Annotated in this window: 14 protein-coding genes and 1 pseudogene; 11 read left to right on the forward strand and 4 right to left on the reverse strand. The window is 69.3% G+C overall.

All coding sequences use genetic code 11. The features are described 5' to 3' along the window. Positions 1-163: 163 nt before the first annotated feature. The 7 genes from casA (at position 164) to ACGFNV_RS45600 (ending at position 7,599) form a co-directional block, all read left to right on the forward strand. The gene (casA, locus tag ACGFNV_RS45570) at positions 164-1,699 is read left to right on the forward strand and encodes a type I-E CRISPR-associated protein Cse1/CasA (protein WP_393631453.1); all 1,536 of its coding nucleotides are present in this window, start codon (positions 164-166) and stop codon (positions 1,697-1,699) included. Further along, a complete protein-coding gene (gene casB, locus ACGFNV_RS45575) occupies positions 1,699-2,343 on the forward strand; it encodes a type I-E CRISPR-associated protein Cse2/CasB (protein ID WP_393631454.1) in 645 nt (214 codons plus the stop codon). The genes casA and casB overlap by 1 nt, the downstream gene beginning before the upstream one ends. A gap of 265 nt (positions 2,344-2,608) precedes the next feature. Next, positions 2,609-3,772, forward strand: coding sequence for a type I-E CRISPR-associated protein Cas7/Cse4/CasC (cas7e, locus tag ACGFNV_RS45580; RefSeq protein ID WP_393631456.1), 1,164 nt, complete (start codon positions 2,609-2,611; stop codon positions 3,770-3,772). Beyond that, the gene (gene cas5e, locus ACGFNV_RS45585; RefSeq protein ID WP_393631457.1) at positions 3,769-4,578 is read left to right on the forward strand and encodes a type I-E CRISPR-associated protein Cas5/CasD; all 810 of its coding nucleotides are present in this window, start codon (positions 3,769-3,771) and stop codon (positions 4,576-4,578) included. Before cas7e ends, cas5e begins: the two co-directional genes overlap by 4 nt. Continuing rightward, positions 4,575-5,219 (forward strand): type I-E CRISPR-associated protein Cas6/Cse3/CasE, encoded by a 645-nt coding sequence (gene cas6e / locus ACGFNV_RS45590; protein WP_393631459.1) that lies wholly within the window; start codon positions 4,575-4,577, stop codon positions 5,217-5,219. The genes cas5e and cas6e overlap by 4 nt, the downstream gene beginning before the upstream one ends. 23 nt (positions 5,220-5,242) lie before the next feature. After that, positions 5,243-6,790, forward strand: coding sequence for a Mu transposase C-terminal domain-containing protein (locus ACGFNV_RS45595; protein WP_393631461.1), 1,548 nt, complete (start codon positions 5,243-5,245; stop codon positions 6,788-6,790). Next, complete coding sequence (locus ACGFNV_RS45600; RefSeq protein WP_393631462.1) at positions 6,787-7,599, forward strand: AAA family ATPase; 813 nt, start codon at positions 6,787-6,789, stop codon at positions 7,597-7,599. Before ACGFNV_RS45595 ends, ACGFNV_RS45600 begins: the two co-directional genes overlap by 4 nt. 457 nt (positions 7,600-8,056) lie before the next feature. Here the strand turns inward: ACGFNV_RS45600 and ACGFNV_RS45605 are convergent, their stop codons facing one another. The 4 genes and pseudogenes from ACGFNV_RS45605 to ACGFNV_RS45620 form a co-directional block, all read right to left on the reverse strand. Next, positions 8,057-9,034, reverse strand: coding sequence for a hypothetical protein (locus tag ACGFNV_RS45605; RefSeq protein ID WP_393631464.1), 978 nt, complete (start codon positions 9,032-9,034; stop codon positions 8,057-8,059). Positions 9,035-9,203: 169 nt separating this feature from the next. Beyond that, positions 9,204-9,370 (reverse strand): annotated as a pseudogene (locus tag ACGFNV_RS45610) (IS5/IS1182 family transposase); the annotation flags it as partial. A gap of 228 nt (positions 9,371-9,598) precedes the next feature. Continuing rightward, on the reverse strand, positions 9,599-10,243 hold the full coding sequence (locus ACGFNV_RS45615; RefSeq protein WP_393631466.1) for a hypothetical protein: 645 nt from the start codon (positions 10,241-10,243) through the stop codon (positions 9,599-9,601). A gap of 165 nt (positions 10,244-10,408) precedes the next feature. Then, complete coding sequence (locus ACGFNV_RS45620) at positions 10,409-11,452, reverse strand: hypothetical protein (protein ID WP_393631467.1); 1,044 nt, start codon at positions 11,450-11,452, stop codon at positions 10,409-10,411. A 200-nt stretch (positions 11,453-11,652) separates the two neighbouring features. Between ACGFNV_RS45620 and ACGFNV_RS45625 the strand changes: the two genes are divergently transcribed. From ACGFNV_RS45625 to ACGFNV_RS45640, 4 genes are all read left to right on the forward strand, one after another. Further along, positions 11,653-11,916: a helix-turn-helix transcriptional regulator gene (locus tag ACGFNV_RS45625; protein WP_393631469.1), complete on the forward strand. Its 264-nt coding sequence runs from the start codon at positions 11,653-11,655 to the stop codon at positions 11,914-11,916. A 169-nt stretch (positions 11,917-12,085) separates the two neighbouring features. Further along, positions 12,086-12,946 carry a DUF6083 domain-containing protein gene (locus ACGFNV_RS45630; protein WP_393631470.1) on the forward strand — a complete coding sequence of 287 codons (861 nt, stop codon included), beginning with the start codon at positions 12,086-12,088 and terminating at the stop codon, positions 12,944-12,946. Then, positions 12,943-13,425: a hypothetical protein gene (locus ACGFNV_RS45635; RefSeq protein WP_393631471.1), complete on the forward strand. Its 483-nt coding sequence runs from the start codon at positions 12,943-12,945 to the stop codon at positions 13,423-13,425. The genes ACGFNV_RS45630 and ACGFNV_RS45635 overlap by 4 nt, the downstream gene beginning before the upstream one ends. After that, the gene (locus tag ACGFNV_RS45640; RefSeq protein WP_393631473.1) at positions 13,422-14,888 is read left to right on the forward strand and encodes a UvrD-helicase domain-containing protein; all 1,467 of its coding nucleotides are present in this window, start codon (positions 13,422-13,424) and stop codon (positions 14,886-14,888) included. The genes ACGFNV_RS45635 and ACGFNV_RS45640 overlap by 4 nt, the downstream gene beginning before the upstream one ends. The last annotated feature ends 158 nt before the right edge of the window (positions 14,889-15,046 follow it).

Below are 15,046 nucleotides of genomic sequence, written 5' to 3' on the forward strand. Positions count from 1 at the left end.
GCCTCACAAGGGCGCTGCGGTGTCCCCTTTACAGCACCGGCCGCGCTCGGCCGGCCCGGCCGCCGCGTTGCCCCACACCAGCAAACACCCCGGGAAATGCCCAGCCTCGGCTGCCCCGCACCCCGCCTCCTCACGCTCCTCACTCTTCCCGAAAGACACCCCCTTGCCCCCGTTATCCCCGCCCGCCACGTTCAGCGCAGCCGACAGCCCCTGGATCGACGTCCGCTCAGGTCACCAGTACGACCAAGTGGGCCTGCGGACCCTGTTCCTGGACGCCCACCGCATCGACGATCTCGCCCTGCCCCACCCGCCGGCAGCCTCAGCACTGCTGCGGATCGCGGTCGCCGTCACGGCCCGGATCACCGGCCTGGACGACCCCGAACTCACAGCCTCCCAGTGGAACGCCCTGCGCCGCCGCTGCCTGGGCCAGGGCCGCTTCGACCCGGACGCCGTCCACGCCTACTTCGACCAGCACAGCTGGGGCGTCTTCGACCCGGTCAGGCCCTGGTTGCAGGACCCTTCGCTGCGCACCCAGTGCCCCAACAGCACCGGCATCAACGTCTTCGTGCCCGGGCGCCCCGCCGGCAACAACCTGGCCTGGTTCAGCCCGCACAGCCACCACACCGCCGAACCCGTTCCCACCGCCGAGGCCCTGCAGATCCTGCTCATCCACCGCTACTACGGACGTTCCGGCAAAGGCACCCCCCGCACTCTGGACGGTGCCACCAGCATGAAGCAGACCAGCGGGCCCCTGCGCTCCAGCGTCTCCTTCCACCCCCTGGGCCGCACCCTGCACGAAACGCTCCTCACCGGTGTCCCCGCCTTCACCGGCGACGAGCAGCCACCCGGCGCCGACGCCTGCCCATGGGAAGAACCCGCCCCGCCCGACCCGCAGGCCCCACCCCGCCCGCCGACCTGGCCCGGCCGGCAACTGACCGGACAGAGCCGGCACGCAGTCCTCCTCGTCCCGGGCCAGGGCGGCACCACCGTCACCGACGCCTACATCACCTGGGCCACCCAGCAGCCCAAGCAGATCACCACCGACCCCTACCTCGCCTACCGCTTCACCCCCGAACGCAAGAACGTCGCCCGGCGCCGCACCATCCACCGCGCCGACGCCTCCCGCGCCTGGTGGCGCGACCTGGAGACACTGCTCTTGGCCCCGGACGAACACGGCACGCACCGCCGCCCGGCCATCTTCGACACCCTCAACGACCTTCCCGAACCCGTCCGGCGCAGCCTGCGGATCCGCGTCCACGGATTCGACCAGGACAGCAAGGCCATCGACCGGCAGTGGTACACCGCCCTCACCCCGCCCCTGCTGAACTGGACCCAGGAACACGACCCGGCCAAAGCCCAGCGCATCGCCGAATGCTGCCGGGAAGCCGAACACACCGCGCACCGGCTGGCGACCGTCGCCAAACAGGCCTGGGACACCGTCACCCGCAGCCGCACCACGCAGCCCCCCTGGGCGGGCAAGGCTCTGACCCGGTACTGGCCGAGGGCCGAGACGGTGTTCTGGCAGCTTCTGGACGAGCCCGGCACCGGGGCACCCACCGCCTTCGCGGCCGCAGCCGCGGCCGCTCTGCGCGAGGTCACCGAAGCCGCCCGGATCCGTCACACCGGCGCGGGCCGCGCCGTGGCCCATGCCGTAAGGGACCTCTACCGCCAGCCCTCAGCACCCCGGAAGGCTGCCTGATGCCCACCGCAGCCGAACACCGCGCCTCCTGCGACGCGTTCGTCGCCCACGTCCACCTCCTGTGCGCCGAGCCCGGCGTCCGCGTCCGCCTCAGCAGAGGCAGGGGTCGGCCCGTCGAGGAATGCGCCCCCATGGACCGCTACCTGGCCCGGCGCACCGCACACCGCGCCGGACGCCGCGCCTACTACACCGTCGCGAGCCTCATCGCGACAGCCGGACCCCAGGCGCACACCCCGGGCGTGCGCCCCGACCCGGACGACGACGCCGAACTCATGACCGGGGGAGACGACTCCGGAGTCCTCCTCGTCGCACCCGTCGAACCGGCCCCCGCGCCATCGCCGCCGGATCCGGCGGCCTGGTTCGCCAGGCCGAACTTCGGCGCCACCCTCGCCACCGCCGTACACCGAGCCGGCCACGGAGCGGAGCGCACCGAGGATCTCCTGAGCGTCCTGACCCGCCTCAGCGACGACCAGTTGCACCGTCGCCTGCCCGCACCTGTCACACGGCTGCTGAAGGACGGCATCACCCCCGACTGGGGTGTCCTCCTCCACGACCTGGTGCAACGCCCCCACCAGCGTGACCAGGTCGGATTGCGCTGGCGCGACGCCTTCTACCTCGCCACCCCCGAACCCCGGCGCTCCTGACCCCCCCGCACCGGCCCCGCCCCTCCCTGCCGGCGCTCTCCACCGGGACACCACCCCGGTGCAGGCCGCCCGGCGGGGCCCATGCCCCGGAACCGTCCGGTGCCCCTCGGGCCCCGCCCGACCACCCAGGCCGCCCGATCGCCGGGACCGGCCGGCGGAACACAGACCGGCCCCGGCCCTTCACACGGCGCACGGCGCACGGCACCCCGTATTCCGCGGCCCGTATCAGCGCCATGCCCGCCACCCCAGTGGAAGAAGCACACCCATGCACATCCCGGCACGATTTCTCGACCTGCACATCCTCCACCCCGTGACCGCGGCGAACCTCAACCGCGACGCGGACGGCGATCCCAAGACCATCTCCTTCGGGAACGCGATCCGGGCCCTCGTCTCGCCCCAGGCATGGAAGCGCCCCATCCGCCTCAACGTCGAACAGGACCTGGGCGAGCACGCCGCCCGCACCCGCATGGTGCCGCCCCTCGTCGCCCGGAAGCTGCAGGAAGCCCAGTGGCCCGAGGACCTCGCCGCGTTCGCCTCGGCACAGATCGTCCACTCGGCCAAGAAGGGCGGCTTGAAGCACAACGACAAGGAGGGCTACCGCACCCAGGCCATGCTCTTCCTCCCCACGGACGTCATCGACGACCTTGTCGCCCTGTGCGAAAAACACCGCACCGAACTCGAAGAAGCACTCGCCGCCCACACCCCCAGGAAGAAGATCGACGCGGTTCTGCCCGCCAAAGACCTCGCCGCGCACCTGACCCGTCGCACCGCGAGCATCAACCTGTTCGGGCGGATGCTCGCCGAACTGTCCGCGGGCCACGTCGAAGCAGCCGTACAGATGGCCCCCGCCTTCTCTGTGCACCAGAGCGACCCGCAGCCCGACTTCTTCACTGCGGTGGAAGACCTGCCCGAGGACGCAGACCCTGGCAGCGCCCATCTCCAGACCGCGTTCCTGACCACCAGCGTCTTCTACCGTTTCGCGACCATCAACATCACCGACCTCCATCACAACCTCGGATCCGGCGCCCCCGCCGACACGGTCACCGACCTTGTCGAGCTCTTCGTCCAGCACTTCATCCTGAGCATGCCGGGCGGCAAGAAAACGTCCACCGCACCGCACACCGTCCCCGACCTCGTCCACTACGCCGTCCGCGACCGGCGCTCCGTCTCCTACGGCGCCGCCTTCGAACAGCCAGTCAAAGCCGCCCCTCAAGGCGGCTACACCGCCCCCGCCCGCCAGGCGCTCACCGACTACGCCGCCACTATCACCCGCCTGCTCGGCACCCGCCACCTCGTCGCCCACGGACACACCGGCACCTTCACCAGGCCCATCAAGGACCTCGGCACCCACCACACGTCTTTCAACGACCTCGCCGCCGCCTGCGCCACCGCCGCGACCGCCGCTCTGACCCCCGCAGACCGGGCATGACCGGCCTTGTCCTGCGCCTGGCAGGCCTGCTGCAGTCCTCTGGCGAACGCGGCGTCTTCCACTACCGCGACACGTGCGCCTTCCCCACCCGCTCCCAACTCATCGGCATGTTCGCCGCAGCCCAGGGCCGCCCCCGCGAACACGCCCTCGACCCCTACCCCCACCTGCAGGCACCGGGCGACACCACCTCCCCGAGCCACCGCGACCTGACCCTCACCATCCGCATCGACCAGCCTGGCACCCTGTACCGCGACTTCCACACCGTCGGCGGCGGCCACCCCAAAGACCAGAGCCTCCTTACCGGTGACGGCACCCGGCGCAAGCTCTCCGCCTCCACGCTCGTCTCCCACCGCGACTACCTCACCGGCGCCGTCTTCACCGTCGCCGTCGCAGGCCCCGACCTCCTCATCAGCCACATCGCCGAAACCCTCGAACGGCCCCGCTTCCACCTGTTCCTCGGCCGCCGAGCCTGCCTGCCCGACGAACCCTTCCTCCTCAACCCGGACAGCCCCGACCCCGTCGACGAACTCCTCACCCGCACCCCCCTCACCCGCACCCCGCCCCCCAACCCCGCCGACACACACCTGCCCACCACCTTCGTCTGGGAACACCCACCCCCCGGCGCCGACCCCACCTCCCCACCCGACCGGGAAAGCACCAGCGAACCCGTCAACCTCACGCGCCGCGCCCGCCGCCACCTGCCACGCCCTCTGTGGATGACCACCGAACACCTACCCGCCCACCTCTACGCAGGCCCCCGACCTCTCGACGCCCTCACCGCGTACATGCACGGAGAACCCGCATGACCAGCCTGACCCGCCTCGTCCTCGACCCCCGCCACCCCGCGGCCAAAGCCGACCTCGACGACGTCGACAGCCTCCACAAAACCCTCATGCGCCTGGTCCCCGACCACCTCGGCCCCACCCCCCGAGCCACCGCCGGCCTGCTGTTCCGCGCCGAACCCGGACCCGACCCCGTCCTGCTCGTACAGACGGCCCACACCCCCGACCTGACCGCGCTGCCCACCCACTACGGCACAGCCCGCACCGTCGACCTCACCCCTCTGCTGAACTCCCTCACCCCGGGGCGGACCATGCGCTACCGCATCACCGCCGCGCCCACCGTCGCCCGCTCCGCAGGCAACCCCACCCCCCACCCCGTCAGCGGAAAACGACGCGGCAAGATCACGCACCTCACCGGCGACGACGCCATCGCCTGGTGGCAGCGCCGCGCCACCGCCGCCGGACTCGAACCCGTCACCGTCTCCTCCCTCTCCCGCCCCTTTCCCCGCACCCACCGCGCACGTTCGGCCCCCTACTTCACGCTGACCCAGTTCGACGGCCTCGCCCGCATCACCGACACCACCCACCTCATCCACGCCCTGAAGAACGGCATCGGCCGGGCAAAAAGCTACGGAGCCGGCCTTCTCTCCCTCGCCCCCGCCTGACCCGACCAGGAAGCACACCCCGGATGCCACACCCGCCCGACCTCAACGCCCTGCGCGCAGCCGCCGTCCACCGGCTTTACACCCTCGAGCAGTCAGAGCGGCTCACCCGCAGCCGGATCATCGGCGTCGCCGACGCTTTCGGCGTCGACCCCCGCACCGTCGACCGCTGGCTCGCCAACGCCCGCGCCAACCACGGCACCTACCAACCCTCAGGCCGTACCGGCTTCGTCCTGACCCCACCCATGCTTGACGCCGTGGCCCGCTGGCGCGGCAACGCCACCGCCGCCTGGAGGGAACTGCGCGCCGAAGGCCACCCCGTCCCCTCCCTGGCCACGTTCCACCGCGCCACGAACAGATCCCTCACCCCTGGGATGCGGGCCGGCCTCCGCTCCGGCGAGAAGGCCCGCCGGCGCTTCGACGTGGCCGGTGAACGCGAACGCCACCACCGCAACTACGCATGGGAGACCGACCACGTCGAAGCCAGCGTCAAAGTCCGCGTCGAAGGCCACATCCGCAAACCATGGATCACCTTCTTCGTCGACTGCGCCACCTCGGCCATCTGCGGCCTCGCCATCAGCCCACAACGCCCCAGCCGTGAAGGCGTCCTCGTCGCCATCCGTGACGCCATCCTCATCGACGAACACCACGGCCCGTTCGGCGGCATCCCCACCTACCTGCGCGTCGACGGCGGCAAAGAATTCCTGTGCGCCACCGTCACAGAAGCACTCGGCGTCCTGGGAACCGAAATCATCGCCCTGCCCCCCTTCACCCCCGAAGGCAAAGGCAACGTCGAAGCAGTCAACGGAGCCATCAAAAAGACCCTGTTCGCCGGCATGCCCGGCTACACCCACGCCCCCACCCTGCGCGGCAACAAGCCCGTCGACCCCGACCAGCCGTTGCTTCACTTCGAAGCGTTCGTCGAACAGGTCCTCACCTGGGTCCACCACTGGAACCACGAGAACACCCTCAAGGGCCTGGAAGGCCGCACGCCCCGCCAGGCCTGGGACGCCGACCCCGCACTCATCGACACCGTCACCGCCGAAGACCTCCACACCTACACCCTCGAACGCCACGGCAGACCCCTGACCATCAACAACCACGGTGTCCGCTGGCGCAAACGCAACTACATCGCCGACTGGATGCACGGCCGCGTCGGCGAGCAAGTGCACCTGCGCTACCTCCCGCACCACGACCACCGCGTCGAACTCTACGACCCGCACACCGGACGCCACCTCGGCGCTGCCGTCATGGCCCAACAAGCCACCCGGGAACAAACCCTCAGCCTCAAACAAGCACGGCGCCGCGAAGCCGACCGCCTGCGCGCCCAGCTGAAACGCGCCGAGAAGAACCGCAACCAACGCTACGCGGCCGCAACCCGCCCCACCTCACCCGTCCCCCTGGACGTCATGCCCGAGGAAGAGGCCCTCGAGCACCTGCGCACCCTCGACGGCTTCACCCCGGCCGAACAGGCACTGCCCGACCTCATCCAGCTGCCCGAACCCGACCCCGCACTCACCCGGCCCCTCGACCCCGCCCCCCACCCGACCACACACCCCAAGGACCAGCCGTGAGCTCCGCCCCCACCACCGCGCCCCGCCCCAGCCAGCTCCCACCGCCCAGCCAGGACCACTACCTGGGCCTCACCGGAGCCAACGCCATGGCCACCAAAGCCGTAGCCGAAACCGAAACCCGCATCCTCAAAGCCATCAAGCACAACGCCCTGGTCTGCATCCACGGACACGTCGGCCTCGGCAAAACCTTCGCCGTCCACACCGTCCTACGCCGCCACGCCCCCGAAACCACCGTCCGGCTGCGCTACAACAACGGCGCTAACATGAACGAAATCCGCACCCAGCTCTGGCGCCGCCTCGACCTGCCGGGACAACCCCCGCAATCCGTCGGCCCCTGCGACCAGCAGATCCTCGACGCACTCGAAGCCGAGCCACGCATCCTGCTCATCGACGAAGTCCAAGGCCTCGGAACCAAAGCCCTGGAGTACTTCCGCACCCTGTGGGGCGACGACGCCCGCCGGGCCCCTATTGTCCTCGTCGGCAGCGGCAACGCCCGGCAGAAGATCCTGAACAACCCCGCCCTGCACTCTCGCATCCTCGACTGGTACCAGTTCAGCCCCCTCACCCCCACCGAAGTCCAGTCCATCATCCCCGCCTACCAGCGGACCTGGGCCGAAGCGCAGCCCGAACTGATCCTGTACACCGACGATATGGCGGGCCACGGATCGTTCAGGAACTGGGCAAGAATCACCCTCCTCCTCCACGACGTCCTGGAAGAAAAACCCGACCTGACCCTCAACAAGAACCTCATCCGCTGGGTACTCAGCCGCATCGACCCCACCACTCGCCACGCCTCGCAACACAGATGACCGCTCCGGTCCTCATCTGGGGCGACCAACCGCGTGCGTACGGGCCCACATCACGAACCAGGAGCTTGGCGCGCGGGAGTCGGCCACCTGCGACCTGCGGAGCTTGAAGTCGTCGTGCTGGGTAGTGCGCTGGGGGGAGAGGTGGACGCGGGCCAGGCAGTATGTGCGTGCGTGACCGAGTTTTGGACTGCCCGGGCAGACACGGTTGGTTCTGCGTTCGTGGCGGCCGACATCCGCGGATCCGGGACGATTCTGAGGTGGGTGAGAAGTTGCTGCTGTCCGGGGCTTAGACGACTCTCGATGGTCCGCTTGCGGCAGTCCAAAGGGGTACGTCGGTCGGGGTATCGGGCACCCGATTCCTGTGCGCTGGCACTGGGGGCGCGGGGCGGCGGTGCACCGGTAGTGCCTCCATGGTGGGGCCGCCACAGGCCGGCCGTGTGTGCCTCAGGGCATGGCGCTACTTGCCTCGGAGGTCGTCGATCCGACGCTGTTCCCACCAGTCCAGGACCATGTCGAGGCGTTTGACGGATGGTTCGATACGGCTGAGGGCACGGTCCAGGTTGAGGAAGGGGACCATCAGGCCAGTGAGTGACGAGCTCTTGGACTTCAGGCTCTCTGCCTGCCTCGTCCAAGGCGTCAAGTGTTTGGCTGTATCACCGAGGCCGGTCAGCATACGGGCCATGTCGTCATCTGGGGGTGCCGGGTCCGTTTCACCGGAGTCCTTGAAGCTGAGGAGTTGCTGGGCGATAGCGACGGCCGTGGAGATGGCCTGGACTCGCTTCGCGGCGTGGTCATGGAACCGATGGGCCATCGATGTGAGATCGATGTCGACGCCTTCGGTCAGGCGGCCCCGAAGCTGTTGTGGCGTCACGATGGGGGCGCGGTCCGATGACGCCAGAGTCCAAGCGATCGGTTTGTGCCGGCTGAGGAGGTCGTCCGCCAGCACCCGATAGGCCAGTACGAGGTCTGAGATAAGGTCCGGTTCCAGGGTGTCGCGGTGGTAGGCCGCGTTGCGATATTCGTGCAGCCGGTCGAGTACGTCGCGTTCGTGATCTGTCAGCACACCCCTCTGCTTCAGGAACTTGGTCTTCTGGTCCAGATGGTTGTCCATCTTCGCCCGCCGGTCCGGGCCTACATGCTGGTCGATCAATTGGGTTAGTTGTTCGTCGAGCTGCCCTCCGCTGTCACGGAACTCCCGCATCTCCTCGATGATGCTGTCGGGGAGCTGGAAGGCCAGTTGGGCGTTGACCTCACGGCTGATGATCACCTCGACCAGATGGTCGAGGAGGATGAGAGCTAGGCGGTCGTGTGCTTGGTCGCCTGCCTCGGCACATCGCCGGATCTCGGCTATTTCGACAGCTAGCCAGTTCCACTGTTCGGAGCCCTGTGAGGACGGGCGGTCCCAGTCGGAAGCGAAAGGCTGCATGAGAGGCATGACGACACCCTTTCACCCCTTCTCCGGGCGACCAATCGGGAAGAGGGGCAACCTCGAGGTGGCCTCACTGCTCGCGACCGACTGGGTGGCCCCCCCCCGAAGGCCAGGTCCGCACCAGTGGCCTCCTGTGCCCACAGGTCCGTGCGGCTTCCCAAGCTGTGGCCGCTCAGCGCTCGACCACGTTGCGGGCCTTGTAGAGCTCTCGGTCGAAGGCCGGCGGCCTGCCGCCGGTCTGTCCGCGCCGCACACGGTTGGAGTTCTGATCCGCCTGCTCCGGGATCACCGCCCGGATGCCCTGCGCCGCAGGGAATGGCGGATCGCCCGGGACGAGTACGTGCCTAATAGGCACTGTGGGTTGGCAGTTGTCAGTCCTGGCAGGGGTCGCGTGAGACGTCTGGGCTGTATGCAGCGCCCGGGAGTGCTTCGACAAGAGGGGACGCGTGCACGGCCTCTGCCCCTTCGAGTTCGGTGGTCATACCGTGCCGTGGTTCGAGCCGTTCCCAGGAACACCTCCCGATCAGCCGGAGCCGTGGAGCTCTTCACGAGGCGTGTGCTGCGGCGCTGTCAGGCGTCAGCCGACGCGGGCTGCTCCTGGGGTGCCTCTTCCAGGGCGTCGGGTGCGGTGTAGAAGACAGAGGAGCCCTGCTTGGTGCGATGGGCCTGGCTTTTGGCCACCAGCCCTTCGATCGTGGTGCGCACCACGTTCGTCTTGATCGTGCGTTCGGGATGGGCCTGACTCAGGACCGCGGCGACCTCCGCAGCCGAGCGCGGTTCGCTCTGCTCCGCCAAGTGGCGACGGACCAGGTCGACCAGCGTCGGCTGCGCCGTCTCCTTCACCGCGGTGGTCTTACCACCGCGCTTGCGGGGGGCTGGCTTGCTGTCTCGAGCAGCGCGACCAGTCTCGGTAGCGGCCTTCTTCGTCCCTGGCCGCCTGGCGCTCGCGGAGGGCCCGGCTGTCTTCTTGCGGGGGGCACGCACTGTGGCGCTCTCGGATCCGGCCGCCGGCCCAGCAGGAGCCGGTGCCGCATCGATCGCCTGCTGAATGCTGAGCAGCACTGTGTGGTCGCGCTGGAGGGCTGCCAACTGCTCCTGCAGCACGGAGATTTCGCCGCCGATACGTTCCTGTTCCTTGGTGTTGCGTTCGAGGTCGGCGGTTACTTGAGCGGTGTACTGCGATGTCAGCTCGGTGATTTGGGCGTTCTCAGACATGCGACGCGCAACCTCTCTCGGTTCAGGGCCGAAGGCGCAGAGCCAGCAGGCGTGCGTGCTTCCCGGCCTGATGGGTGCGGGACGACGTAATTGAGCCAACCCGCAGGGGCCTGCTCATAGATAGTACGGACGAGCGGAGCAAGTTGTTCTCCTCCAGCGTTCCGCTCAATCGCCGCACGTATCAATGGGCAGCAGATGGGAGCTGAGGATGGCCGGTCGGGGAAACGCGTGCTCTGAGGGCAGTTGCCAGCCCACTTCATCGGTTTCCCGATCGTGGTGCCAGGAGGCCAGAGCACGGATGGTCACCAGCCGGTCCAGGAGTTCTCCGGTCTGCTGAGGGGATTGCCCGCACAGGCGGGCGAGGAGCTCCATGTCCGCGCCGTGACCGCCATAACCTGCGTCGTGCACTGCCAGTACGAGGGCGGCCAGCCGCAGGACGGGCGGCGTGCCAGGCGGCGGGACCAGCGGCGCGCAGTACAGCGCCCAGTGAGCGGCGCGGCGGCGCGAGCGGCGGCCAGGTGCCTGGTCCACAACCGCGGCGTCGAGCAGCCGTACCGTCACGACGCCAGGCCTCAGATCCGGCATCCTGAGCCAATTGTCCTGGGCCAGCTCCTGCCAGACCTCCTGGCGGCCGTGCAGGCGCATCCCTCGCAGCAGACCCGCAGGCAGCCGGACCTGGCCGTGGGTGTCAGCGCGCAGGGCGCACTGGAGGGCAAGCAGCCGCGCGCCGGGGGAGGTGAACCGGGGCAGTGCGGACGCCAGGTAAGTGAGCATCTCCCGTACGCGCACCCGCTCGCCTTCGCCAGCGGGCGTGGCGGGTGGGGGAGGGGGCGGGTAGACGTCGTGAAGGGCGCGCGGTCTCATCAGCGTGTCGGGCACTACGGCGGTGTGGCTGGTTGCCGCAGCGCAGGCGGCGCAGGTGTCGGCCAGGCGCCAGGTGCGACCGCTGCGGCTGCGGGTGAGGGCGAGCAGTACTGGCCCGGCGCAGCCGCGGTGCCGCGGATGCCAGGTGCAACCCAGCGTCCGGCACTGACAGGTCCGCAGATACCCCGGCACCACGTCACCGCGGGCATGGCAGGCGAGATGCGCCAGGGCCGCGGATCGGGCGGACGCTGCCTCTAGCGGGGCGGTGTGCGCGGTGCAGTGGGCGCACACCAGACGTGGTCCGCCCGCCTGAGGATGCAGGTCCACCGTCCAGATGCGTCGCATCGCAGCATGTGTGCCGGCCAGCCTCATCGGCCCGTTGTCCTCCCGTCTGAACATGCCGCCATGGCAGATGACCCGGCGGCAGGCGCCAGGACGCCTGCACGGTAGTGCAGAACTCTGCACCGCAAACGTCACCCTCATCCCGGCAAATAGTGCAGAAGTCTGCACTGACAGGGCAGGTGTCTGCACCGTCGGATGGTGGGGTGACGATCTTGCCGCCCGACCCCGACCTCACCGCGCTGCGCGTCGAACTCGCGCGCCTGCGGGGCGAGCGCGGCTGGACCTTCGATGAACTCGCCAGCCGCAGCGGCCTGGCCCGCCGCACCCTCATCGACCTCGAGCACGGCCGCACCACCGGCAGCCTCACCACCTGGCACGCCCTCGCACACGCCCTCGACGTGCCCATCGAGCAACTGCTCGGCACCCTCTGCAACGACCACACCCCGCCCGGCCCCACAAACCCCTGACCGCGCGCCGCCCCCGACGGCCCCGCCGCGCGAATCACCCGAACCGACGAGAGCACGCCGAACACCTATAGGTGTGTCCGTTCAGGTGTTCACCTCCGCTGCGCCGTTCGCTGGACACACCGGCGGCCGATCCCGCCATCACGGCGTGCCGCCTGGCACGGTCCCCCGCATGTGCCCCCACCCCGACCGCGCCCGCTGCCACTGGGACGGCAGCCCGCGCACCACCCACCCCCGCCGGCCCCTGCGGGTCTCCGCCACCAGCCCCAGCCGCCTCCTGCGCACCGGCCAGGACAGGCACTGCCGCCGGTGCGGCAACCGAATCGACCTCTACCAGCGTGCCGACCAGCAGCCCATCGCCCTGCACCCCGCCGAACTGGCCGCCACTCAAGTCCCCGAAGCCTGCCGCTGGCACCTGAGCGGAGGCATTGCCCACCCACACGGCGACCGCAGCGACTGGTGCCGTATCTCTCACCACGTGATCTGCCCCCATCACACCCCCACGCCGCACATCGGGCCGTACCTGCAGGCAATGCGCCGCCAACTCGCCCTACACACCCGACGCCTGATCGACACCGGCGCGCTCACCCCGGCCACGCCCACCACACCTCAGGCGGCCACAACCGCCGCATCGCCGGCCCGCCCGGTTGTACAGATCCTCCTCGGCCGCTACCTGGCCGACAGCCCTGTCGACGCCATCCAATGCGTGGCCCAGACCCGCCACCGCCACCGCTGCCCCCGCCCCGTGCTGGACGCCCATCTCCCCGCCGGACGCTGGAAACTGCTGCCCACCGGCCCTCACCGCGGGCAACTCACCCTGCCCGCCGGACTGATGGCCGTCTACGACCTCGGCCGCCTCGCCTACACAGAACAGCTGCGCTGGCGCACCCAGCGCTGCACAGCACACGCCGCCGCCCCCGGGGCAGCCGACCTCGCCCTGGCCGGATGGCAGGTCTTCGACCCCCTCCTGCACTCACCACACATCCACACTCGCCTCCCGCACCCCGCACCGGGCCGTGGCGGAAAGAGGTGAAAATGCCGCACCATGCCCTGGAAATCATCCTGACCCGGCCGGTGGCCCCATCCGAACTCCGCCACGCCACCCGAGCCGTGCCCCTCGCAGCCAACCACGATGCCACCCGCCTCATGACAGTCTGGCCGGCCAAGACACCAAGCCGTGCAGCCCACCGTCTGCGCCGCCACGTCAGCGACCGGCTGCCCATCGACGTGATCACCAGCCACTACCCAGACGCCAGCGGCCAGGTCCTGCTCAACATCGCTTTCCCGCCCGCCGTCCACGCCACGATCCGCCAGGCTGCCCATCAAGCGGGGCAGAGCCCAGACCACTTCGTGAAGCTGGCCCTGCACCGCGCGCTGACCCAGCACGCCAGTGACGAGGCCGACCGGCTCAACCGGGCCGTGCGGCAACTACTCGCCGGCACTACGGCCGCACACCTTCTGACAGCCGTCGGCCACGTCCTGACCCGCACCCCCGGAGCAGCCCCCGCATGAACCAGACCGACGAACAGACGGCCGCGGCCGACGCCTTCCACGCGGGCCAGCACCTTGCCCTGCAGGCCGGCGCAGGCACCGGCAAGACCACCACCCTCACCCTGCTCGCCAGCTCCACCCAGCGCCGAGGCCGCTACCTCGCCTACAACCGGGCCATCGCCCAAGACGCAGGCGCCCGCTTCCCCCGCAACGTGCTGTGCAAGACCGCCCACGCCCTCGCCTACGCAGCCGTCGGCCACCGCTACACCCACCGCCTCAACGCACCCCGCCGCCCCGCCTGGCAGACAGGCCAAGCCCTCGGCATCACCAAAACCATCCGCATCGGCGACCGCGACGTGACACAAAAAGCCCTCTCCAACGCCACCCTGCGTACCGTCACCCGCTTCTGCCACACCGCCGACGAAACCATCACCCACCACCACGTCCCCCACCTGCGCGGACTGGAAGACACCGACCTACACAACCAACTCGCCAACCACATCCTGCCGTTCGCCCGCAAAGCCTGGACCGACCTGCAACACCCCGACGACGGCGCCGTCCGCTTCGACCACGACCACTACCTCAAAATCTGGGCCCTCACCCAACCGCGCATCGACGCCGACTTCCTGATGCTGGACGAAGCCCAGGACACCAACCCCGTCATCGAACAGATCTTCCTCAACCAACGCGACCACGCCCAACTGGTCATGGTCGGCGACTCCGCCCAAGCCATCTACCACTGGCGCGGCGCCAAAGACATCATGACCGGCTTCGACGGCACCCAGCTGACCCTGTCGCAGTCCTTCCGCTTCGGCCCCGACCTCGCCGCGGAAGCCAACCGCTGGCTGCACCTCGCCGACGCCCCCATCCGCCTCACCGGCACCCCCGCCGTGACCACAGAACTCGGCCCCCTCACCCGACCCGACGCCGTGCTCTGCCGCACCAACGTCGGCGCCATGGCCCAAGTCATGACCCTCATGGCTACCGGCTACCGAGTCGCCCTGACCGGGGGAGGAGACAGCCTCCACGCCCTGGCCCTCGCAGCCCGCGACCTGAAAGAAGGCCGCCGCACCCACCACCCCGAACTGATCCTCTTCCCCTGCTGGGGCGACCTGCAGGACTATGCCGCACACGACCCGGCCGGACGCGACCTGCAGCCTCTGGTCAACCTTGTCGACACCCACGGCACTGACGCCATTCTCGCCGCCGTCGCCCAACTGACTCCCGAGCCGCACGCTCAGGTTGCTGTCTCCACCACCCACAAAGCAAAAGGCCGCGAGTGGCCGCGCGTGCTCATCGCAGACGACTTCGCCCGCTCCCAGAACAAGATCACAGACGACCAGACAAACACACCAGCATCAAACCCCATTGATGACGCCGAAGCACGCCTGGCCTACGTCGCCGTCACCCGCACCCGCCAGCGCCTCGACCTAGGAGGCCTGTCCTGGATCCACGACCACCCTGACGGTGCACCGCATTGCTAGAACAGGCCCCCAACCACCCAGCACGTATAAGACGGAAGCACAGGTGTACGACCTGTCAGCTCTCTCCGCGGTACGGGGGGCTGGCTCATGCGGTTGTTGTGCCGTGGGTGCCAGCCATTCGGGTGCCCGAGTGCTTCTGCCGGTCATGATGACCAACC

This window comes from Streptomyces sp. NPDC048751, assembly GCF_043198595.1.
Taxonomy (GTDB): Bacteria; Actinomycetota; Actinomycetes; order Streptomycetales; family Streptomycetaceae; genus Streptomyces.

Bases quoted from the DNA above. Each gene is read 5' to 3' on its own strand.
- casB (WP_393631454.1), top strand. From the start codon at position 1,699: ATGCCCACCGCAGCCGAACACCGCGCCTCCTGCGACGCGTTCGTCGCC.
- cas7e (WP_393631456.1), top strand. From the start codon at position 2,609: ATGCACATCCCGGCACGATTTCTCGACCTGCACATCCTCCACCCCGTG.
- cas5e (WP_393631457.1), top strand. From the start codon at position 3,769: ATGACCGGCCTTGTCCTGCGCCTGGCAGGCCTGCTGCAGTCCTCTGGC.
- cas6e (WP_393631459.1), top strand. From the start codon at position 4,575: ATGACCAGCCTGACCCGCCTCGTCCTCGACCCCCGCCACCCCGCGGCC.
- ACGFNV_RS45595 (WP_393631461.1), top strand. From the start codon at position 5,243: ATGCCACACCCGCCCGACCTCAACGCCCTGCGCGCAGCCGCCGTCCAC.
- ACGFNV_RS45605 (WP_393631464.1), bottom strand. From the start codon at position 9,034: ATGCCTCTCATGCAGCCTTTCGCTTCCGACTGGGACCGCCCGTCCTCA.
- ACGFNV_RS45615 (WP_393631466.1), bottom strand. From the start codon at position 10,243: ATGTCTGAGAACGCCCAAATCACCGAGCTGACATCGCAGTACACCGCT.
- ACGFNV_RS45620 (WP_393631467.1), bottom strand. From the start codon at position 11,452: ATGCGACGCATCTGGACGGTGGACCTGCATCCTCAGGCGGGCGGACCA.
- ACGFNV_RS45630 (WP_393631470.1), top strand. From the start codon at position 12,086: ATGTGCCCCCACCCCGACCGCGCCCGCTGCCACTGGGACGGCAGCCCG.
- ACGFNV_RS45640 (WP_393631473.1), top strand. From the start codon at position 13,422: ATGAACCAGACCGACGAACAGACGGCCGCGGCCGACGCCTTCCACGCG.